Source organism: Actinoallomurus oryzae (assembly GCF_039541955.1).
GTDB classification, from domain to species: Bacteria; Actinomycetota; Actinomycetes; order Streptosporangiales; family Streptosporangiaceae; genus Actinoallomurus; species Actinoallomurus oryzae.
Map to the genome: position 1 here is coordinate 14,428 of NZ_BAABHF010000054.1, position 19,870 is coordinate 34,297.

At 71.8% G+C, this 19,870-nt stretch carries 20 protein-coding genes and 1 pseudogene; 13 read left to right on the top strand and 8 right to left on the bottom strand.

Features of this window, described 5'->3' with window-relative positions:
• Positions 1–37: 37 nt before the first annotated feature.
• Positions 38–1,483 (top strand): M1 family metallopeptidase, encoded by a 1,446-nt coding sequence (locus ABEA10_RS42825; RefSeq protein WP_345474108.1) that lies wholly within the window; start codon positions 38–40, stop codon positions 1,481–1,483.
• A gap of 122 nt (positions 1,484–1,605) precedes the next feature.
• A complete protein-coding gene (locus ABEA10_RS42830; protein WP_345474110.1) occupies positions 1,606–2,412 on the top strand; it encodes an ABC transporter permease in 807 nt (268 codons plus the stop codon).
• Between the two features lie 6 nt (positions 2,413–2,418).
• Here ABEA10_RS42830 and ABEA10_RS42835 read toward each other — a convergent pair whose 3' ends face one another.
• Positions 2,419–2,967 carry a hypothetical protein gene (locus ABEA10_RS42835; protein ID WP_345474112.1) on the bottom strand — a complete coding sequence of 183 codons (549 nt, stop codon included), beginning with the start codon at positions 2,965–2,967 and terminating at the stop codon, positions 2,419–2,421.
• 98 nt (positions 2,968–3,065) lie between these two features.
• Between ABEA10_RS42835 and ABEA10_RS42840 the strand changes: the two genes are divergently transcribed.
• Both ABEA10_RS42840 and ABEA10_RS42845 read left to right on the top strand, forming a co-directional pair.
• The gene (locus ABEA10_RS42840; protein ID WP_345474114.1) at positions 3,066–3,869 is read left to right on the top strand and encodes an ABC transporter permease; all 804 of its coding nucleotides are present in this window, start codon (positions 3,066–3,068) and stop codon (positions 3,867–3,869) included.
• Between the two features lie 2 nt (positions 3,870–3,871).
• Positions 3,872–4,852, top strand: coding sequence for an ABC transporter ATP-binding protein (locus tag ABEA10_RS42845; protein ID WP_345474116.1), 981 nt, complete (start codon positions 3,872–3,874; stop codon positions 4,850–4,852).
• On the opposite strand, the gene ABEA10_RS42850 is transcribed toward ABEA10_RS42845, so the two are convergent.
• On the bottom strand, positions 4,842–5,507 hold the full coding sequence (locus ABEA10_RS42850; protein ID WP_345474487.1) for a response regulator: 666 nt from the start codon (positions 5,505–5,507) through the stop codon (positions 4,842–4,844). The genes ABEA10_RS42845 and ABEA10_RS42850 overlap by 11 nt on opposite strands.
• A gap of 5 nt (positions 5,508–5,512) precedes the next feature.
• Positions 5,513–7,105, bottom strand: a complete 1,593-nt coding sequence (locus ABEA10_RS42855; protein ID WP_345474118.1) for an ATP-binding protein — start codon at positions 7,103–7,105, stop codon at positions 5,513–5,515.
• A 154-nt stretch (positions 7,106–7,259) separates the two neighbouring features.
• On the opposite strand from ABEA10_RS42855, the gene ABEA10_RS42860 reads away from it, so the two are divergent.
• The 3 genes from ABEA10_RS42860 to ABEA10_RS42870 are packed head-to-tail and all read left to right on the top strand — an operon-like array spanning position 7,260 to position 10,027.
• On the top strand, positions 7,260–8,096 hold the full coding sequence (locus ABEA10_RS42860) for an ABC transporter ATP-binding protein (protein WP_345474120.1): 837 nt from the start codon (positions 7,260–7,262) through the stop codon (positions 8,094–8,096).
• A complete protein-coding gene (locus tag ABEA10_RS42865) occupies positions 8,086–8,964 on the top strand; it encodes an ABC transporter permease (protein WP_345474122.1) in 879 nt (292 codons plus the stop codon). Before ABEA10_RS42860 ends, ABEA10_RS42865 begins: the two co-directional genes overlap by 11 nt.
• 10 nt (positions 8,965–8,974) lie before the next feature.
• A complete protein-coding gene (locus ABEA10_RS42870; RefSeq protein WP_345474124.1) occupies positions 8,975–10,027 on the top strand; it encodes an ABC transporter substrate-binding protein in 1,053 nt (350 codons plus the stop codon).
• A gap of 66 nt (positions 10,028–10,093) precedes the next feature.
• Here the strand turns inward: ABEA10_RS42870 and ABEA10_RS42875 are convergent, their stop codons facing one another.
• Complete coding sequence (locus ABEA10_RS42875) at positions 10,094–10,837, bottom strand: MBL fold metallo-hydrolase (RefSeq protein ID WP_345474126.1); 744 nt, start codon at positions 10,835–10,837, stop codon at positions 10,094–10,096.
• A gap of 230 nt (positions 10,838–11,067) precedes the next feature.
• Complete coding sequence (locus tag ABEA10_RS51440) at positions 11,068–11,517, bottom strand: winged helix-turn-helix transcriptional regulator (RefSeq protein WP_425551034.1); 450 nt, start codon at positions 11,515–11,517, stop codon at positions 11,068–11,070.
• A gap of 120 nt (positions 11,518–11,637) precedes the next feature.
• Between ABEA10_RS51440 and ABEA10_RS51445 the strand changes: the two are divergent.
• From ABEA10_RS51445 to ABEA10_RS42895, 4 genes and pseudogenes are all read left to right on the top strand, one after another.
• A pseudogene (locus tag ABEA10_RS51445) lies at positions 11,638–12,006 on the top strand (NAD(P)H-binding protein); the annotation flags it as partial.
• A 196-nt stretch (positions 12,007–12,202) separates the two neighbouring features.
• Entirely contained in the window at positions 12,203–12,478 is a 276-nt protein-coding gene (locus ABEA10_RS42885; protein ID WP_345474130.1) for a hypothetical protein, read from the top strand.
• Positions 12,479–12,643: 165 nt separating this feature from the next.
• On the top strand, positions 12,644–13,492 hold the full coding sequence (locus ABEA10_RS42890; RefSeq protein WP_345474132.1) for a hypothetical protein: 849 nt from the start codon (positions 12,644–12,646) through the stop codon (positions 13,490–13,492).
• Between the two features lie 3 nt (positions 13,493–13,495).
• A complete protein-coding gene (locus ABEA10_RS42895) occupies positions 13,496–14,053 on the top strand; it encodes a hypothetical protein (RefSeq protein WP_345474134.1) in 558 nt (185 codons plus the stop codon).
• Positions 14,054–14,203: 150 nt separating this feature from the next.
• On the opposite strand, the gene ABEA10_RS42900 is transcribed toward ABEA10_RS42895, so the two are convergent.
• Complete coding sequence (locus ABEA10_RS42900; protein ID WP_345474488.1) at positions 14,204–14,644, bottom strand: universal stress protein; 441 nt, start codon at positions 14,642–14,644, stop codon at positions 14,204–14,206.
• 233 nt (positions 14,645–14,877) lie between these two features.
• Positions 14,878–16,269, bottom strand: coding sequence for an alpha/beta hydrolase (locus ABEA10_RS42905; protein WP_345474136.1), 1,392 nt, complete (start codon positions 16,267–16,269; stop codon positions 14,878–14,880).
• A 259-nt stretch (positions 16,270–16,528) separates the two neighbouring features.
• On the opposite strand from ABEA10_RS42905, the gene ABEA10_RS42910 reads away from it, so the two are divergent.
• On the top strand, positions 16,529–16,921 hold the full coding sequence (locus ABEA10_RS42910; RefSeq protein WP_345474138.1) for a guanyl-specific ribonuclease: 393 nt from the start codon (positions 16,529–16,531) through the stop codon (positions 16,919–16,921).
• A gap of 149 nt (positions 16,922–17,070) precedes the next feature.
• Positions 17,071–17,514, top strand: a complete 444-nt coding sequence (locus ABEA10_RS42915; RefSeq protein ID WP_345474140.1) for a hypothetical protein — start codon at positions 17,071–17,073, stop codon at positions 17,512–17,514.
• Between the two features lie 101 nt (positions 17,515–17,615).
• On the opposite strand, the gene ABEA10_RS42920 is transcribed toward ABEA10_RS42915, so the two are convergent.
• Entirely contained in the window at positions 17,616–19,541 is a 1,926-nt protein-coding gene (locus ABEA10_RS42920) for a beta-galactosidase (protein ID WP_345474142.1), read from the bottom strand.
• Positions 19,542–19,870: the final 329 nt, after the last annotated feature.

Genomic DNA, 19,870 nt, shown 5'->3' on the forward strand with positions numbered 1-19,870 from the left:
CCCTTTCCTGGTTGATCCTCTGCACCTAGGGACGCACATGCGCAAAAGACGCGCACTGCTGGCCATCGCCACGACGACCGCAAGCCTGGTCGCGCTCACCCCAGCCGCGCTCGCGAACACCCGACCCCAGTTCACCCCCGGCGCCACCGGCATCGGTGACCCCTACTTCCCGCTGGAGGGCAACGGCGGCTACGACGCCCAGCACTACGACGTCGCCTTCTCCTACGACCCGGCCTCACACCGGCTCGACGCGACGACCTCGGTGACCGCGCGGGCGACGCAGAACCTCTCCCGCTTCGACCTGGACCTGCAGCAGCTCGACGTCAGCAAGGTCACCGTCGACGGGCGGCCCGCCACCTTCACCCGCGACGGCCAGGAGCTGCAGATCACCCCGCGCCAGGGCATCCGTCGGAACGCGCGGTTCGTCGTGGCGGTGACGTACGGCGGCGTGCCCCAGACGATCGTCGGCTCGCCGGTCGTGTTCGGCTCCCCGTACGGGTTCGTGCACACCGACGACGGCGCCTTCATGGGCGACGAGCCCAACGCCGCCTCGACCTGGATCCCCAGCAACGACCACCCGAGCGACAAGGCCTCCTTCACGTTCCGTGTCACCGTCCCCAAGGACCGGTCGGTGATCGCGAACGGGCGGCTGGTCTCCAAGCGGACCAAGGGCGAGAGGTCGACCTGGGTCTGGGACGAGAAGTACCCGATGGCCACCTACCTGGCCACCGCGGACATCGGCCAGTGGCAGTTCAAGACCGGTAAGACGCCCGGCGGGATCCCCGAGACGGTCGCGGTGGACCCGAAGCTGGTCGGGCGCGACCCGAACCACCCGGACCCGATGGCGTTCTTCTGGGACACCACGGCCGAGGCGACCGATCTGTGGTCGAAGACCTTCGGCAAGTTCGCCTTCGACTCCACCGGCGCGATCGCCGACCTGGCGACGTACGACGGGCAGGCGATCGGCTTCTCGCTGGAGACCCAGACCCGCCCGCTGTACTCCGACGTGCGCAACACCAACACGATCGCGCACGAGCTGGCGCACCAGTGGTTCGGCGACGCGGTCTCGGTGCAGGACTGGAACGACGTCTGGCTCAACGAGAGCTTCGCGACGTTCGCCCAGTGGCTGTGGGCCGAGAAGCAGGGCGGAGCGACCGTCCACGACCAGGCCCGTACCACCTACAACCGGCACGGTGCGACCGACACGTGGTGGAACGTCGTGATCGCCGACCCGCAGCGCGACACCATGTTCCACGACCGCGTCTACAGCGGCGGCGGCATGGTGCTGGAGTTCCTGCGGGAGAAGATCGGCGACGACGCCTTCTTCTCCCTGCTCCACACGTGGTTCGAGCAGCACAAGTACGGCAACGGGAGCACCGAGCAGTTCACCGCGCTCGCGAGCAAGGTGGCGCACCAGGACCTCGGCTCCTTCTTCCACACCTGGCTGTACTCCCCGGGCCGGCCTCCGCTGCCCCAGGGCTGACCGCCTGTTCCGCGCCGCCGCCCGCCACGCCGAAAAGGTGTGGCGGGCGGTGCCGTGTCACCGTACGGTGTCAGCCGGCGATGCCGCGCGCCGCGGTTTTCGGCAGCGCCCGGGCGGTCACGATGAGTAAGGGGTGCGACACGATGCGGCTCTACGCCTGGATCGCGGCCTACGCGTTCCGGCGCCACGGCACGTACCGCATCGCCGCACTCTCGGCGACCTTCACCAACACGATCTTCGGCTTCATCCGCGCGGGCGTGCTGATCGCGCTGTGGCACTCGCGGCCCTCGCTCGGCGGGTACGACGTGGCCGACGCCATCACGTTCAGCTTCCTCACCCAGGCCCTGATCGAGCCGATGCGCATCTTCGGCGGCGGCCTGGACCTGACCGAGCGCATCCGCACCGGCGACGTCGCGGTCGATCTGCACCGGCCCGCCGACCTGCAGGGCTGGTGGCTGGCCGACGACATCGGCCGCACCGCGTTCGCGCTGGTGTCGCGTGGCACGCTGCCGCTGCTCGCCGGCTGGCTCGTCTTCCCGCTGCGCTGGCCGGCGCCGGCGACCTGGGCCGCCTTCGCCGGGGCGGTGCTGCTCGCCATGCTCGTGAGCTTCGGCCTGCGCTACCTCACCTCGCTCGTGGTGTTCTGGGTGCACGACGACCGCGGCGTGAACGGCATCAGCCTGATCACCTCGATGTTCTTCTCCGGGCTGACCGTCCCGCTGGTGGTCTTCCCCGGCTGGCTCGGCACGGTGGCCCACCTGCTCCCCTGGGCGGCGCTGATCCAGCTTCCGGCCGACGTCTTCCTCGGTAAGCACACCGACCTGTTCGCCGTGTACGCCTTCCAGGCCGCCTGGGCCGTGGCGCTCCTCGGCGCCGGGCGGCTGCTCACGTCGGCCGCGCGGCGAAAGCTGGTGGTCAACGGTGGCTGACGCACGTCACCGCGGGCGCCACGGAGCGGGCTCGATCGACGAGAGGTCGCGGAAGAGCCGTTCGGTCATCCAGCGGGGGGACCGTCCCGGGGCGTCGACTCCCCGGCAGCCGGAGAGCCGGAGGTCGACCAGGTCCGCGAGCGCGGACCCGGACCGCTGGAAGTACAGCCGCGCGCCGCGGCGGTCGTCGCTCGGGCAGTTGAACGCTCCGGACGGCCACTTCGGCGCCGCCCTGATGTCCTTGGCGAGGCGCCGCGCCACCTCGGCGTTCCCGCGGGTCAGCGCCGCCCGGCAGGGCCGCTGGTTCATCCCGGGAAACCACACGGCGACGACCCCGCTGGGGTGGGAGCCGACGCTCACCAGCCCGTGGTCGCGCCCGCCCTCAGTGCCGTGGGGAATGAGGCAGGCGTGCCCCGGGGCGACGGTCCGCACCGACGGGGACGGGGCCACGGACGGCGGGGTCGCGCGCACCGGCCCACCGCCCGCGCCGGAAGGCGAGCACGCGGTCACGCCCATGGCCGACGCCACGGCGACGGCCCACTGCCATCGGCGCATCCTCGCGTCCCTCCGCCTCCGGTCCTCCGGGCTCCGGAGCGATCTCACACCCGCGACCGGCCGCCGATCAAGGGCGCGGCGGAGGCCGGAGGTGGACGATGGTTGAGGCCGCACGCCTGTACCTCCTGCTCGCCGGCACCTGGACGCGGTCGGCCGCGCAGTACCCCGCCTCCATGGTGATGCTGCTGATCACACAGGCGGTGTCCAGCTCGCTCGACCTGGTCGCGATCCTGATCATGTTCGCGCACACGTCGCGGCTCGGTGGGTTCTCCCTGGCCGAGGTGATGTTCCTGTACGCCACGTCGGGGCTGTGCCTCGCGCTGGCCGACATCACGATCGGCACGGTCGAGCGGCTCGGCGAGCACATCCGGAAGGGCACCCTCGACACCGTGCTGCTGCGCCCGGTGAGCCCGCTCCTGCAGATCGCCACCGAGGACTTCAACCCGCGCCGGCTGGGCAAGCTGATCCCGACCGCGACCATGCTCGTGGTGGCGCTCACCCGCCTGGACGTGCACTGGACACCCGCGCGGGTGGCCCTGCTCCCGCTCATGGTCGCGGGCGGTCTGTGGATCTTCTGGGCGCTCTGGGTGCTCACCGCGGCGTGGCAGTTCGTGGTCGTCGACGGCAAGCAGGCGGGTAACTCGATCACCTACGGCGGCGGCTTCCTCACGCAGTACCCGCTGAGCATCTTCGGCCGCGACGTCCTGCGCGGTCTGACCTGGGTGCTGCCGCTGGCCTTCGTCAACTGGGAGCCGGCGCTGTACGTCCTGGACCGGCCCGACCCGCTCGGCCTGCCGGTGTTCTTCCGCTTCGCGTCTCCGCTCGTCGCGGCGGCGCTGTCCGTGCTCGCCGCCCTCGCCTGGCGCGGCGGGCTGCGCCGCTACCAGTCGACGGGGAGCTGACGTTGATCGAGGTGGACGAGGTCGTCAAGTCCTTCACCCTGCGGCGCCGCACCGGGCTGCTGCGCCGTGATCGCACGCTCGTGGACGCGGTCGACCGCATCTCCTTCACCGTCGCGGCGGGCGAGTTCGTCGGCTACCTCGGCCCGAACGGCGCCGGCAAGTCGACCACGATCAAGATGCTGACCGGCATCCTCACACCGACGTCGGGGCGGGTGCGGGTGGCGGGCCTGGACCCGTCGCGTCAGCGTACGGCCCTGGCCCGGCGCATCGGCGTGGTGTTCGGGCAGCGCACCACGCTGTGGTGGGACCTGCCGCTGCGCGACAGCCTGACCCTCGTACGCCACCTCTACCGGGTCGAGCGCTCGGTGCACCGGACGCGGCTCGCCGAGCTGACCGAACTGCTGGACCTCGGGTCCTTCCTGGACACCCCGGTGCGGCAGCTCAGCCTCGGGCAGCGCATGCGCGGCGACCTCGCGGCGGCGCTCGTGCACGACCCGGAGCTGCTCGTGCTCGACGAGCCGACGATCGGCCTCGACGTCATCAGCAAGGCGACCGTGCGCGCCTTCCTGACCCGGCTCAACGAAGAACGCGGCACCACGATCCTGCTGACCACGCACGACCTGGGCGACGTCGAACGCCTCTGCCGCCGCGTGATGGTCATCGACCACGGGCGGCTCGCCTACGACGGGTCGCTGCCGGAGCTGCGCGGCACCCTCGACGCCGACCGGATCCTCGTCGTCGACCTCGCGCGCCCGGCACCGCCGATCGAGGTCGAGGGCGCCCGGGCCGTCCGCACCGACGGGCCGCGGCAGTGGCTGGCCATCCCGTCCGGCGGCAACGCCGCCGCGGTGGTCGCGGCCGTCGCCGAACGGCACGAGGTGGAGGACATCTCCCTGCGCGAACCCGACATCGAGGACCTCATCACCCGCCTGTACCGCACGGGGGTCCCCGCCGGGCACGGCGGGCGCGGCGTCACGTCGTGAGGGAGGCTCCGGGACACCAGACGTACTCGTGCTCGGGGCGTCCGGTGCTGCCGTACCGCAGTGTCACGAGCGCCCGGCCGGACTGCGCCAGCGAGGCGAGGTACCGCTGGGCCGTCGCGCGGGAGATCCCGACCTCTTCGGAGATCTCCGCCGCCGAGCGGGGCCGGTCGGCCCGGCGGAGCGCCTCGGCGACGAGCCGCGACGTGACCGGCGACTGGCCCTTCACCACCCGGGGCGCGCCGCGCGGCGCGTCGTACAGCACGCGTACCGCGCGGTCGACGTCGTCCTGCGTCAGCTGCCCGCGGACCGCCAGCCGTTCGCGGTACCGCGCGTAGGCGCGCAGCCGCTCCCCCAGCTCGGCGGCGGTGAAGGGCTTGATCAGGTAGTGCAGGGCGCCGCGGGAGAACGCCGTGCGCACCGACTCCCGGTCGGTCGCCGCGGTGGCCATGATCACGTCCGCGGTCAGGCAGGGCAGCAGGTTCAGGCCCGACTCGTCGGGCAGGTAGACGTCGAGCAGCACGAGGTCGGCGCCGGGAGCCTTGGCCCGCGCGTCGGCCGCGGTACGGGCCCGGCCGGCGACGCGGAATCCGGGCACGAGCTCGACGAACCCGGCGTGGACCTGGGCGACGCGGAAGTCATCGTCGACCACCAGCACGTCGATCAATTGAGCACCTCCGGGAGCCGGGCCACGAAGACGGCGCCCGCGTCGTCCTCGCCGGGGTCGACCAGGGTGACGTCGCCGCCGCGCGCCCGCGCCGCCGTACGGGCGAGCGCGAGGCCGAGGCCGCGCGGCCGCTCGCCGTCGGCCTGGCGCGTGGACACGCCGTCGCGGAAGATCGCCTCTTTCAGGTCCTCCGGCACGCCCTCGCCGGAGTCGGTCACGGTGACGTGCAGGTCGTGGCCGTCGCCGAGCAGCTCGACCTCGACGCGCGCGGGCCGGCGGCGGCCGAGCCGTGCGGCCTCCAGGGCGTTCTCCACGAGGTTGCCGAGGACCGTGGTCACATCGAGCGGCTCGGACACGCGACCCGGCACCCAGGTGGTCTCGGCGATCTCCAACTCGACCCCCTTCTCGACCGCGACGGCGGCCTTGGCCGCGAGGAAGGCGCCCAGGTACGGGTCGGGCACGCTGCCCGGCGGCTCCTCCTTGGCGGCGGGGACCTCGGCGAGGGCGCGGATGTAGCCGGCCGCCTCCTCATAGTGGCCGAGCTGGAGCAGACCGGACAGGGTGTGCAGGCGGTTCGCGTACTCGTGCCGCTGGGCTCGCAGCGCGTCGAACAGGGTGCGCACCGCGTCCAGCTCGCGTGCGAGCGACTCCACGTCCGTACGGTCCCGCAGGCTGATGACCGCGCCGAGGTGGCGGCCGCCGTGGCTGACCTCGCGCCGGTTGACGACGAGGACCCGGTCACCGGAGACGACGAACAGGTTGGGCGGCACCTCCTCGCCCTCCAGCACGGCCCTGAGGCGGCCGGTCACCGGCAGGTCGGCGATGAGGGTGCGGCGGGCGGGCGTGACGTCGAGCAGCCGCGCGGCCTCCTCGTTGCAGACCGTCACCCGGCCGTCGTCGTCGAGCGCGAGCACGCCCTCGCTGATCCCGTGCAGCACGGCCTCGCGCTCCTGGACCAGTTCGGCGAGCTCGTGCGGTTCGAGCCCCAGGGTCTGGCGTTTCAGGCGCCGGCCGATCCCGACGGAGGCCGCCACGCCGAGCAGGACCGTGCCCGCGGCCAGCCCGGCCGCGATCGCCAGCGTGCGGTGCACGCGCCGGTCGATCTCACCGGCGTCGAACCCGACGCTGACCTCGCCGACGAGGGTCCCCACGTGGTCATAGAGCGGGACCTTGCCGCGCGCGGACAGCCCGAGGGTGCCGCGCTCGATGACGACGACCTCGTGCCCGGACAGGGCGGCCGACGGATCGGTGCTGACCCTCCGCCCGATCTCGGCGCGGTTGGGATGGGCCAGGCGGATGCCGCGGCGGTCGGTGACGACGACGAACAGCGCGCCGGTGGCCTTGCGGAACCGCTCCGCGCGGTCCTCGACCACACCCTGCGGGTCGCCGCTCGCCACGGCGTCGCCGATCACAGGGTCGGAGGCGACGGCGCGGGCGAGGGTCAGCGCGCGCCAGCCGAACTGGTGGCGCAGCTCGTCGCGCTGCACCCAGGCGGCCATGCCGTACCCTGTCACGGCGACGAGCACCACGACGCCGATCTGCAGAATCAGCACCTGGTGGGCGAAGCGGATGCGGGGACGCCTGGGCATGACGTGCAAACCGTAACCGAACAGGGCTTCACCCGTCTCCGCGCACAGAACGCGCAAAACCCCGTTTTATGCGGTCAACGCCGTTAACGCGGCTTGTGACTACATCGCGGGCAAGACTTAACGCGCCCGAAACACGCTCGTAGCGTCTGGCGACATGCCCACGCAAGAGACCCCTGACGGCCCCGCGATCGAGCTTCGCGGCGCCACCAAGCGTTTCCGCTCGTCGTCGGGCGGCGTGCACACGGCCGTCCGTGACCTCGACCTCACCGTGGAATCCGGGGAGTTCGTGGCCGTGGTCGGTCCCACCGGCTGTGGCAAGTCCACCACACTGTCGCTCGTCTCCGGACTCGAGCCCCCCTCCGACGGCGAGGTGCTGGTGCACGGCGCACCGGTCGACGGCATCCCCGAGGGCGTCGGTTACATGTTCCAGAACGACGCGATCCTCCCCTGGCGGTCGGTGCTCGACAATGTCGCGACCGGCCCGCGCTACCGCCACATGCCCAAACGGGAGGCCCGCGCGAAGGCCCGCGATTGGGTGGAGCGCGTCGGCCTCGGCGGCTTCGAGTCCTACTACCCGCACCAGCTGTCCGGCGGCATGCGCAAGCGGGCCGCGCTCGCCCAGACGCTCGTCAACGAACCGTCGATCCTGCTGATGGACGAGCCGTTCTCCGCCCTGGACGTGCAGACGCGCGGCCTGATGCAGGACGAGCTGCTGCGGCTGTGGACGGGCACCGGCACGACCCGGGGCGCCGCGGTCGTGTTCGTCACCCACGATCTGGAGGAGGCGGTCGTGCTCGGCGACCGCGTGGTGGTGATGACCGCCGGGCCCGCCACCGTCAAGGGGTCCTTCGACGTCCCGCTGGAGCGGCCCCGCGACGCGGAGGAGATCCGGCTCACGCCGGAGTTCCTCGACATCTACCGCGAGGTGTGGGAGTCGCTGCGCGAAGAGGTCCAGATCACCCGTGAGAGGGGTGCGGATCATGCTGCCTGACATCGAGGAACCCACCAAGGTGAACGTCGGCGACGACGGTCAGGCCGCCGCGGTCGCCCAGGCCCGCGCCGCCCACCGGCGCCGCCTCACCGGCATCAACGCCGTACGGGTGCTGCTGGTCGTGGCCGTGCTGGGCTCGTGGGAGCTGGCCGCGAGCCACTGGATCGACCCGTTCTACTACTCCAAGCCGAGCGCGATCTGGAGCCGCCTGGTCGACTGGTTCACCAGCGGCACCTCGCAGGGCTCGATCTGGACGCAGATCGCCTACACGCTGGAAGAGGCGATGATCGGGTTCGCCATCGGCAGCGTGGGCGGCGTCGTGCTCGGCATCGTGCTGGGCCGCAGCCGCTTCCTGTCCGACGTGTGCGCGCCGTTCATCAAGGCGGCCAACGCCATCCCCCGCATCATCCTGGCCTCGCTGTTCGTCATCTGGTTCGGCCTCGGCATGTCGTCCAAGGTCGCGACCGCGTTCGTCCTGGTGTTCTTCGCGGTGTTCTTCAACGCCTTCCAGGGCGCCCGCGAGGTCGACCGGAACCTGGTGAACAACGCCCGGATCCTCGGGGCGAGCCGGACGCAGGTGCTGACCTCGATCGTCGTGCCCAGCGCGACGTCCTGGATCCTCGCCTCCCTTCACTCGGCGTTCGGCTTCGCGATCATCGGCGCGATCGTCGGCGAGTACAGCGGCGCCGACAAGGGCCTCGGCCTGCTCATCAACCATGCCCAGGGCACGTTCGACTCGGCCGGCATCTACGCCGGAATGATCATCATCACGGTGATCGCTCTGCTGGCCGAGTGGCTGCTCACCCTGCTCGAACGCCGCCTCCTGCGCTGGCGTCCCCCCGCGTCCAGTGTCGAAGCACAGATCTGAAGGAGCCCCCATGCATACGGCCACTCGCGTCGCCGCGGCCGCACTCGCCGCCGCCACCGCCCTGTCCCTCAGCGCCTGCCGCGACTCGCGTACCTCCGCGTCGAGCGGGAACGGCGGGAAGGGCGACACCATCAAGATCATGGTCGGCGGCATCGACAAGGTCATCTACCTGCCCGCGAAGCTGACCGAGCAGCTCGGCTACTTCAAGGAGCAGGGCATCAACGTCCAGCTGCTCACCGAACCCGCCGGTGCCCAGGCGGAGAACGTGCTCCTGTCCGGTGACGTGAACGGCGTCGTCGGGTTCTACGACCACACCATCGACCTGCAGACCAAGGGCAAGTGCATCGAGAGCGTGGTGCAGCTCGCCGACGTGCCGGGCGAGGCCGAGGTGGTCGCGGCGCCCAAGGCGAGCCGGATCACCTCGCCCGCGGCGTTCAAGGGCCTCAAACTCGGCGTGACCAGCCCGGGTTCGTCCACCGACTTCCTCACGCAGTACCTGGCGACCAAGAACGGCGTGCCGACGTCGGGGTACACGACGGTGAAGGCGGGCGCGGGCCAGACGTTCATCGCCGCGCTGAACAACGGCGGCATCGACGCCGGCATGACGACCGACCCGACCGTCGCCCAGCTCACCAGCACCGGCAAGGGCAAGGTCCTGCTGGACATGCGGACCGAGGCGGGGACGCGCGCCGCGCTCGGCGGCCTGTACCCCTCCAGCTCCCTGTACATGAGCTGTGACTACGTCAGTTCGCACGCCCAGGCCGTGCAGAAGCTGGCGAACGCCTTCGTCAAGACGCTCGGCTGGATCAAGGCGCACAAGCCGGCCGAGATCGCGGCCAAGATGCCGGCCGACTACGCGGGCGGCGACCCCAAGCTGTACGAGAAGGCGATCTCCGACAGCATCGGCATGTTCAACGGGGACGGCGTGATGCCGGCCGACGGCGCGAAGAACGTCCTGAACGTCCTCGCCCAGTTCTCCCCGAACGTCAAGGGCAAGAAGGACACCGTCGACCTGTCCAAGACCTACACGACCGACTTCGTGTCCAAGGCGCCCAAGCAGTAGCGGACGCCTCGGGGGCCGGTGCGGGTGACGCTCGCACCGGCCTTCCGCGTCCTCCACGCCGGCCGGTCAGCCCAGGTCGACGGTCTCCTCCTCGCGCGCCACCTCGATCGGCCCGGCGTACGTCCGGCGCGCCGCCTCCTCCGCGTGGACGGCGAACGTGCCGGGCCACAGGTGGGTCAGCATCAGGCGCCCCGCGCCGGCCTTCGTGGCCCATTCGCCGGCCTGCCGCGCGCTCGACAGGTAGCGGGCGTCCTCGGCCGGCACGGCGTCGGCATACGTCGCCTCGGCGAGGAACAGGTCGGCGTCGCGGGCCAGGTCGGCCAGTTCGCGGCACGGGCCGGTGTCCCCCGTGTAGGCCAGGACCTTGCCGCCGGCGATCAGCCGCAGGCCCGCGTTCGGGACGAAGTGCGGCAGCGCCCACGTGTCGACCGTGAAGGGGCCGACCTCGAACCGCCCGCCCGCGGTGAAGGTGCGGAGCACCAGGGCGTCGTCGAGCATGCCGGGCCGGTCGAGGGCCAGGACCCGGTCGAGGGCGCCGGGCAGCGCGTGGACGGGCAGCTTCGGCGCCGGGTCCGGGTCGAGCGCCCGTGCCCGCAGCAGCGGGTTCAGGTCGGCGCAGTGGTCGGGATGCCCGTGGCTGACCAGGACCGCGTCCACGTCCCTCGCGTCGACGTACCGCAGCAGGCGCGGCAGCGTGGCGTATCCCGGGTCGACGAGGAGCCGGAACCCGTCGTCCTCGATCAGATAGCCGCTGCACGCGCGTCCGGGCGAGGGCCACGCCCCGCAGCTGCCGAGCACCGTCATGCGCATTCGCGTCAGCTCCCATCGGTCGTGTCGGGACTCGTGCCGACTCGCCACGGAACGTCTACCGTCGCGTCTGTGAGCCGTTATCTCACACATGGCGACCGGCCGCGCCCCCGAACGGCGACCACACCGCGGCCCCGGCGTACGGCGTGACGGCGCGACCGCTTTGGGCGTCTATGGCGCTGCCGCGAAACGCGGTCCGTGCGGCAAAGGAGACGAGCGGCGAGCCCGCCTCTTCAGGCCTGGCCGGCGGGGCGGTTGTCGTAGGCGGACCGCGCCGCGTGGACGCGGGAGGCGTTGGCCTTGGACCAGTCGGCGATCGCGCCGGTGAGAGTGCCCGCTTCGCGACCGAGGTCCGTGAGGGCGTATTCGACGCGTGGGGGAATGGTCGGGTAGACGGTACGGCTGATCAGCCCATCACGTTCGAGATTACGAAGCGCCTGCGTAAGCGACTTTTGCGTGACTCCCTCAATGTGGCGGCGCAACTCCGTGAACCGGAGTGGGCGCTCTTGTTGTCGTAGCAGGCCGAGCACGTAGAGCGACCACTTGTTGGCGAGCACGCCGAGCACCGTGCGTGACGGGCAGTCCTTCGAGTAAATGATTCTGGACCTGGTATCCATCAGGTACCTATATACCCACAAAGTGCCTGCTTCACAATTGCCACCGCCCCCGCGCACCCTGGTCATGGTGTGCTCACGGCGGCTCCGCGGATGAGCGGGCACCTGTGGCCCCTGCGATCCGCCCGGTGCGTCGGAGCGTGAGACGCCGTCGCGAACACGTGCATCCACTCGCCGAAGGAGAATGTCATGATCTTGGTCACCGGTGCGTCCGGCAGGATCGGTTCGGAGGCCGTCCGACTGCTCGCCGAGCAGAAGCACCCCACGAGGGCCCTGGTGCGCGACCCGTCCTGCGCGCCCGGCGGGGAGGCCTGGCACGGCGTCGAGATCGCCGTTGGTGACTTCGATCGTCCGGATACCCTCGACGCGGCCATGCGGGGAATCGACACCGTCCTGCTCATCAGCCCGTCCGTGCCGGGCCAGGAGATCGCGGTGATCGACAGCGCCGTCCGGCAGGGCGTCGAGCACGTCGTCAAGATCACCAACCACAAGGCGTCGGAGGATTCCCCGGTCGACCGGCGGCGCGACCACGCGCGGATTGAGGCGCACCTGAAGTCGACCGGGCTCGCGTACACACTGCTCGCGCCGAACCTCCTCATGCAGAATCTGTTCGCCGTCGCGGCACGCCGGGCGCGTCTACCCACTGACCGGACCCGAGCTGGTCACCTACGCCGATGTCGCGAAGGAGCTGACCAAGGCCCTGGGGCACGAGGTCGAGTACCGCCGGATCTCGCCCGGCGAGCATCGGAGCGCCATGATCCAGGCAGGAGTTCCCGAGCCGGTCGCGACCTCCAACGCTCAGGTGTTCGGCCTGATCGCCGAGGGCGACGCCGCCTGGCTCACCGACGACGTCACCTCCGTCACCGGCAATCCTCCTCGCAGCCTGCGCACCTTCATCGCCGACCACGTCGGCGCCTTCACACAGGGCCCGAACACCGCAGACGAAGGGGACGTCCCGCCGCCGCCCTCGTACGCGGCCCTGGGCGTCCCCGACGCGTACACAGAGACTCGGCCTGCGGCGAGCGGATGATCAGGACCACGGCCATCGTCAACATATGGATCTTCGCCGTGCGCACCGGCACCCGTCGGTCGGCCGTCACGTCGGCCTTCACCCCGGGACTAGGTCATCGTCTGTCCTGTTTTAGGGCGTTTTAGGCGGGCACAGAAGGCGGCAACCGCAACCCAGGAGGCAACCATGTCGACCGTCGCAGTGGTCGTCATCGTCATAGTCGTGCTCGTGGTGCTGGCCGTCGCCGGGTACTTCGCCCGTGCGCAGGCGCGCCGACGCGGCCTGCGGCAGCGTTTCGGCCCCGAGTACGACCGCGCGGTGAAGGACCATCGGAGCACCCGCGAGGCCGAGCAGGAGCTGCTGGCCCGGCAGAAGCGCCATGACCGGCTGGAGATCCGCCCGCTGGCCCCCGAGGTGCGCGATCGCCACCTCGCCGAGTGGCGCCAGGTCCAGGAACGCTTCGTGGACGCGCCGGAGACCGCCGTCACCGAGGCCGACCGCCTCATCCACCAGGTGATGAGCGAGCGCGGCTACCCGACCGACGGCGGCTACGAGCAGCAGGTCGCGGACCTGTCCGTCGAGCACGCGGCCACGATCGACCGCTACCGGCAGGCCCATGACATCAGCGCCCGCGCCGAGACCGAGCAGGCCTCGACCGAGGACCTCCGGCAGGCCATGGTGCACTACCGGGCGCTGTTCACCGAGCTGCTCGACATCGGCGACGAGGCGGGGGCCGCGGACCGCGCCGCCGAGCCGGACGCGGCCGGGACGCGTGCATCGACGGGCACTCCCGCGACCGAGGCCTCCGCGGAGACCGCTCCCGAGGCTGCCGACGCGCGAAGCGAGACGGCGGAACAGGACGTGGAGGCCGAGCGGGCCGAGACCGCTCCGCCCGCGAGGAGCGGCGCGCGTACGAAGACCGGCGCGCGGGCGAAGGCCGCCGCCGAGCGCGCCGAGACCGAGACGAAGGCCCGCGCAGGAACCACGGCCGGCCGGCGGACCGCGCGGCGCGACAGTGACGACGAGGGGGCGTAGGCGATGAACGGTCACCACGAGGGCTCACTGGACGACCCCCGCCCGCCGGCCGAGGACCGGCCCGTCGCCGGCCTGCCCGCGTCGGCGACCGGCCGCGCGGAGACGGCCGCCGAGACCGAACCCGTGGCCGCCGAGCCGCGGATCGGAGCCGACGCCGAGCCGGCCGCGGAGACGGCGGCCGGGACGGCACCCACCGCGAACACCGAACCCGTGACCACCGGGCCGTGGAGCGAAGCCGACGCCGGGCCGGCCGGGACCGGGTCACGCCCGGCGGACGCCGGCGAGCTCACCGTCGACCGGCTCTTCGACGCGGACGCCGTCAGGCGGTTCCGCGAGCGCTGGCGCGACGTCAAGGGCGACTTCGTGGACGATCCGGCCGGCGCCGTACGGCAGGCGAGCGCCCTGTCGGGTGAGGCCGTGGACGAGCTCGTGGCGGCGCTGGGCCGGCTGCGGGGCCGGCTCGACGGCCACTGGGGCGAGGGCGAGGAGGCCGACACCGAGCGGCTCCGGGTGGCGCTGCGCGGCTACGGCTCGCTGATCGATCGCGTCCTCGGCCACTGACGACGGGACGGAGGGCGGCGGGCGCTCCGGGCGCCCGCCGCCTCTTCGCGTCCAGCTCGGGCAGGCCGACGAGCGCCGGTCGCCCTGGATCGCCCGGGTCCTCCCGAGAAGAGCCGTGGTGGCCATCGACCCCCCGGGCGGTGACCGTCGTCAGGCGCGCGGCGGGCCGTCCCCCGGCCAGACGAGAAGAACGCCGCACGGCGCGTGGTCGACGACGAAACGGGTGGCGGGGCCGAGGCTCTGGGGACCGGGCGACCCGGGAGCGCCGTCGCGTACGCACACGAGCAGGTCGGCGTCGCTCGCCGCCGCGACGACCTCGTGCTCGGGGACGCCGCGCTCCCACAGGCGGCGTACGGGACGGCCCATGCGGGCCTCGGCCTCGTCGAACAGCGCCGCGGCCTGCTCCTCCTCGATGCCCGCGAAGGCCTCGCCAGGCTCGTTTCCGGCCGGGCCGAGCAGGCCGGTGAGGTTGTCGGGCGCCGCCGCGCCGCCGCCCTCGGTGACGAGGAGCAGCACGATCTCGTCGACGGCCATGCCGGCGACCGCGTCCACCGCGCTCTCCCATGCGGCAGCGGGATTGATCCACACCATCACGGCCACACGACCACGCTCCGAATGCCGACGGGAGGCGTCCCTGTCATGGCCCGCGGGCGTGCTCGGCCGCCGGGGACGGGCCGGCCGTTACCGCGCCGGTCCAAGGGCGCTCACGAATCCGCAAGGATGCCAGAAGTGCGGCGTTCGGGCACCGGCGTATCCGGACTCCGCGCGACGGAGCGGCTCCGCCCGGCCGGCCGCTCCGCGGGTCGTACACAGAGGTCCGCAGGTCACACGCCGAGGAAGGCGGCCACCGCGTCGCGGCCCGCGTGGCCGAGCTCACGGTTCTGGATCGAGTGCGACGCGCCCTTGACGACGACGACCTTGCCGTCCGGAGCGTGCCGCGCCTCCTCGTAGGCCCATTCCGTCGGCGTGGACAGGTCGTGGTCGCCGGTCAGCAGGAGCACCGGCACGTCCGGCAGCCGGGCCGGCGGCTCCGCGGACGGCCGCGCGTGCCAGCGCAGGCACTCCTGGGTGAAGCCGCTGCCGGCGGCGGTCGCGCGGGTGTACGGCCAGAACCGGTCCGCCGGGATCCGGCGCAGAGCGGCGTCGAGGCGGGCCCGGCGGCCGGCCACCGGCGTGTCCGAGCGGCCCCACGGCCAGACGCTGTCGGAGCAGAACGCGTCGATGTGCAGGCCGGAGCTGTAACCGGCGAGCGCGTCACCGCCCGGTTTGAAGAAGGTGAGCAGTGCGTTCAGGCGTGAGGAGTCGCCGTGCCGGGCGGCGTGCAGCGCGCCGACGACGTCGCCCTGCCCATCGGGGAGGGCACCGGCCTTCCGGTACGTCGGATCGGCGAACTCGTACGAGACGATCATGTCGAAGATCCGCACGCCGTCCGCGTCGCTCCGGTGCCGCACCACCCAGGCGAGGTCGGCGGCCGGGTCGAAGCCGCAGGCGGGCGCCGCCGCACACGCGTCGCGCAGCACGCGTGCCTCGGCGTGCAGGCCGACGAGGTAGAGGCCGTCGTCGGCCTCGGGGTCGACGTGGGGCAGCACCGAGTCGAGCACGACCCGGCGGACGTGGGCCGGGTGGACGGCCGCGTAACGCGCCGCGGTGAAGGTGCCGTACGACACTCCGTCGACGACCATCTTGTCGACGCCGAGCGCCCGGCGCAGCCACTCGTAGTCGCCGACGGTCTGCTCGGTGCCGTACAGGCCCCTGCGGTCGCCGATGATGCCGGAGCACTGCCGGACCGCGGCGGGTGTCGGCGCGGCGATGTCGGAGCTGCCCACCTGCGCCTGGAGCAGCGGGCAGTCGATCGCGCCGTACTGGCCGGTGCCCCGCTGGTCCAGCAGCACGAACCGGTACTCCCCGGCGATCTTCGGGAGTCGCTGGTGGGCGATCCGGTCGGCGATCGACACGCCCGGCTGGCCCGGCCCGCCGCTGAGGAAGAGCAGGGTGCCCTTGGGCGCGTCGACGTTGTCGGCGGTCGCGACCTGCAGGTCCAGCGTGCCCGGCACCCGGCCGCGATGGTCGAGCGGCACGGTCAGGGTCGAACAGGTGAAGCCGGGCTGGCCCTGGCACGGGTGCGGGTTCCGCAGCCTGGGCGTGGCGGCGGCCGGGTGCGGCGCGGGACTTGCCGGCGCCGGACCGGCCAGGACCGCCGTCAACGCGGTCACCACGGCGGCGAGGAGTACCCGTGAGCGGGCGGATCGAGTGAACCGGCGAGTACAGGAGCGCATGCCGGATTGTCTGCGCGGAACCGCGTCCGGCGAAACCCGAGCGGCGCCGGAGGCGCGCTGGCCTGTTCCGGCCACGGCACCCGTCATGTCGATGAACAGTGGGTCTTCCAACGGTCCTTCCCGCACGCCACCGGGCGGACGGCCGAATTCATCCGCCGACCCTTGACTGGATCCTGACTGGACTGGCAAGTCTCTAGACATGAGTACTCCCCGCAGGAGACTCGGTCTCCGCTCACTCGTCCTCGTACCCGCGCTGGCGACGGCGGGCCTGCTGGCCCCCGCCGCCCACTCGTCGGTGGCACCGCTGTCCACCGGCACCATCTGCCACTCGGCGCTGCCGCCGGAGGCCGACGACACCCTCGAGCTCATCGCCGAGGGCGGCCCGTTCCCGTATCCGCAGGACGGCGAGGTCTTCCAGAACCGTGAGGGCGTCCTGCCGCAGGAACCGCAGGGCTACTACCACGAGTACACCGTCAAGACCCCGGGCTCGTCCGACCGCGGAGCCCGGCGCATCGTCACCGCCCAGAGCGGTACGGACTACTACACCTCAGACCACTACGTGACGTTCGACGCCATCGACTTCGGCTGCTGAGAGGCGCCGGGCGCCTCCCCAGGCCAACCGCTCGCCGCGATCGGGCAATGAGTCGACGAAGTCGGCGCGTGATCGCGGCGAGCGGGCCGCCCCCGGTGACAGCGTCGGACGCAGTCGCTCTTTCATGGCGCTTTCTCAGGGGGTACGTCATGCGCACACTCACCGTCACCACGCTCGCCGCCGCCGGTCTGCTCTGCCTGGCACCGGACGCGGGCGCCACGCGCGCCGGCAGTCACCTCACCGTCACCGGTCAGGCCAGTCAGCTGCGTCCCGTGGTCGGCGCGGTCGAGACCGTCCGCTGGACGGTGACCAACACCGGCGACGGGCACCTGGACCACGTACGGCTCACCGCGTCCGTACCGGCGAACTGGACCGTCAAGAACGGGCCCGGCTGCACGCACGCGGGCTCGTACCTCCGCTGCGAGCTCGGCGGGCTCGACGCCGGCCACCGCGTCAGCGTCAACGTCCCGATGGTCGTCCACCGGCCGCTCGGCGCCGTCCAGCTCCGCGCCTCGGCCACCGGCTCCGTCGGCCGGCTCAGCGTTCCCGGCCCGGAGACCGCCTTCCAGGTCTTCGTCGTCGCGCGCCGATAGGCCGCACCCGGCGCCATGGACGCGGCCACCGACGGTGGCCGCGTCCGGCATGTCCGGGGTTCCGCCGGCGAAGCCGCGGGAGAGCGCTCGGGGGCGGCGCGTCAGTGCAGGGTGCGCTCGAAGGTGATCGGCGCGGTCTCGGTCTGGTGCAGGTCGAAGACGAGGATCTCGTTGCGCCCGCGCCTGAGCCACGGCGCCGGGCAGTACAGCCGCCGTTGCGGGCCGATCTCCCAGTACCTGCCGAGATTGTGGCCGTTGACCCAGACCACGCCCTTGGTCCAGCGCGACATGTCGAGATAGGTGTCGCCGGTCGACCGCAGGTGCACGGTCGCCCGGAAGAAGATGCCGGGCCGCGGCGGGGTCCGTACACCGGGCTTCAGGGCCGCGATGAACCGGTCGTCCATCGGCAGGAGGAACACCTCCCAGCCGGTGAGATCGCCGGTCAGCGCGCCGGCGTCGCGCAACGCTACCGATTCCAGGATCCCCTTGCGGTCGACCAGGGCATGGCCGTAGTTGGTACGGCCCATTCCCTCCACGAGGATGTCCAGCCGCGGATGATCGCCGACCTGGGCGGCCGGCGGCAGGACGAGAGGCGCGTTGTCGTTCGTCACGTGCCGGGCCTCCGCGACGGCGTCGGGGATCAACGGCCTGGAGAAGCCACCGGCATACGTGTCGTCGAGGAAGACCGTGGCGTAGTCGTGCACCCACCGGATGTCGAGCGTGCCGCCGGAGTAACCTTCGAGCCTCCTGCGGTAGAGGATGAACCCGGAGTTCTGCCCGTACATCTCGAACGGCCGCGGATCGACCGTCCGGTCCGCGGGCAGCGCGTCGGGCAGGTTGTCCCAGACGGAGGCGTACGGCGCCGGCTCGACCGTCGTTCCGGCGATCGTGGGGATCGGCGCCGGCACCGCCGGCAGAGGCTCCGGCAGGTAGCTCGCGATCAGGTCGCGGTAGGTCGTGTACCTCGGCGTCGCCGCGCCCTGCTCGCTGATCGGCGCCTCGTAGTCGTAGCTGGTGATGTCCGGCTGGTAATGCCCGGAGGCGTCGTCGGCGTTCGCCCCGGCGAAGAAGCCGAAGCTGGTACCGCCGTGGAGCATGTAAAGGTTGAAGGACAGGCCGCCTTCCATGCAGGCCCTGATCGTTGTGGAGACGTCGGAGTCGGCGCCCTGGAAGGTGTCGTCGCCCCAGTGGGTCAGCCAGCCCGGGTACACCTCGCCCGCCATGGCCGGTACGGCCGGGTACGCCGCACGCGCCGCCGCGATCGACGACGCGTCACCGCCGCTCAGCGCGATCGCGCCACCGGGCACGTTGGTGTGGTTGCGCTCTAGCTGCGAGAGCCCGTCCTCGGTGTAGAAGGGACCGTCCACTCCATGGTCGATCCAGAGTCGCCGCAGCTCGGCGAGGTACTCCGCGTCGTCGCCGTACGAGCCGTACTCGTTCTCGATCTGGACCATCAGGATGGGCCCGCCGTGCGCGACGAGCAACGGCCTGATCCGTGGGGCGAGGTGCTCGATGTACCGCGTCACGGCCGCCATGTAGCGGGGGTCGTCGGCGGTCTTGACGCGCAGCCTGATGTCCGGGTGCCGCAGCAGGTAGGGCGGGATGCCGCCGAGGTCCCACTCCCCGCACACGTACGGACCGGGGCGCAGCAGCACCCACACGCCCTCGGCCTGGCAGAGCCGGACGAACGCCGCCACGTCGCGACGGTCGGTGTGGAAGTCGAAGACGCCGGGCCGTTCCTCGAGGTAGTTCCACATCACGTACAGCGCGATCGTGTTCATGCCCATGGCCTTGGCCATCCGGATCCGATGGCGCCAGTACCGGACGGGAATGCGCGCCGGATGCATTTCGCCGCTGCGGATCTGGAACGGCCGTCCGTCGAGCAGGAACTGACTGCCGTCGCCGGCGAAGCCGAACGTGTGCCCTTTCGTCCCGCCCGCCGTCGCCGCGAAGGCCGGGTTGCCGGTCACCGCCATCGCGCTGAGCGCGCTCAGCGTGCCGACCTGCAGGAAGCGGCGTCTCTCCACGTTCTGCCTCCCTGGTGGCGCGTTGGGCAGGTGCGGCCGCCTCGGAAGCTAATACGGGGTTCGGTGCTTGTCCATGCTCGATTCCGGCCTGAATCGAGCATGGACAAGCAATCCGGCGCCCGCGGTCACGCTCCCCCCGCGACCCGGCGCCATCCGCGCTCACGCAGGTCCGGGGCCTGGCGGACCCCCTTCGGACGCGCCCCCGACGAGCCCCGCACCGCCGCCGAATCGGGGCCGGCGCGCGGTCGAAGGCCGAAAGTGGTCGGCCCCTTATCGGCCGTAGAGGGTTGACTCAATCGGCGATCCAGAACACGATCCGGGCCGTTCCG

What these genes read in the sequence shown, in the direction of transcription:
- ABEA10_RS42825 (WP_345474108.1), top strand. Translation starts at nt 38, where the DNA reads ATGCGCAAAAGACGCGCACTGCTGGCCATCGCCACGACGACCGCAAGC.
- ABEA10_RS42830 (WP_345474110.1), top strand. Translation starts at nt 1,606, where the DNA reads ATGAGTAAGGGGTGCGACACGATGCGGCTCTACGCCTGGATCGCGGCC.
- ABEA10_RS42835 (WP_345474112.1), bottom strand. Translation starts at nt 2,967, where the DNA reads ATGCGCCGATGGCAGTGGGCCGTCGCCGTGGCGTCGGCCATGGGCGTG.
- ABEA10_RS42840 (WP_345474114.1), top strand. Translation starts at nt 3,066, where the DNA reads ATGGTTGAGGCCGCACGCCTGTACCTCCTGCTCGCCGGCACCTGGACG.
- ABEA10_RS42855 (WP_345474118.1), bottom strand. Translation starts at nt 7,105, where the DNA reads ATGCCCAGGCGTCCCCGCATCCGCTTCGCCCACCAGGTGCTGATTCTG.
- ABEA10_RS42860 (WP_345474120.1), top strand. Translation starts at nt 7,260, where the DNA reads ATGCCCACGCAAGAGACCCCTGACGGCCCCGCGATCGAGCTTCGCGGC.
- ABEA10_RS42865 (WP_345474122.1), top strand. Translation starts at nt 8,086, where the DNA reads ATGCTGCCTGACATCGAGGAACCCACCAAGGTGAACGTCGGCGACGAC.
- ABEA10_RS42870 (WP_345474124.1), top strand. Translation starts at nt 8,975, where the DNA reads ATGCATACGGCCACTCGCGTCGCCGCGGCCGCACTCGCCGCCGCCACC.
- ABEA10_RS42875 (WP_345474126.1), bottom strand. Translation starts at nt 10,837, where the DNA reads ATGCGCATGACGGTGCTCGGCAGCTGCGGGGCGTGGCCCTCGCCCGGA.
- ABEA10_RS51440 (WP_425551034.1), bottom strand. Translation starts at nt 11,517, where the DNA reads ATGACCAGGGTGCGCGGGGGCGGTGGCAATTGTGAAGCAGGCACTTTG.
- ABEA10_RS42885 (WP_345474130.1), top strand. Translation starts at nt 12,203, where the DNA reads ATGATCCAGGCAGGAGTTCCCGAGCCGGTCGCGACCTCCAACGCTCAG.
- ABEA10_RS42890 (WP_345474132.1), top strand. Translation starts at nt 12,644, where the DNA reads ATGTCGACCGTCGCAGTGGTCGTCATCGTCATAGTCGTGCTCGTGGTG.
- ABEA10_RS42895 (WP_345474134.1), top strand. Translation starts at nt 13,496, where the DNA reads ATGAACGGTCACCACGAGGGCTCACTGGACGACCCCCGCCCGCCGGCC.
- ABEA10_RS42900 (WP_345474488.1), bottom strand. Translation starts at nt 14,644, where the DNA reads ATGGTGTGGATCAATCCCGCTGCCGCATGGGAGAGCGCGGTGGACGCG.
- ABEA10_RS42910 (WP_345474138.1), top strand. Translation starts at nt 16,529, where the DNA reads ATGAGTACTCCCCGCAGGAGACTCGGTCTCCGCTCACTCGTCCTCGTA.
- ABEA10_RS42915 (WP_345474140.1), top strand. Translation starts at nt 17,071, where the DNA reads ATGCGCACACTCACCGTCACCACGCTCGCCGCCGCCGGTCTGCTCTGC.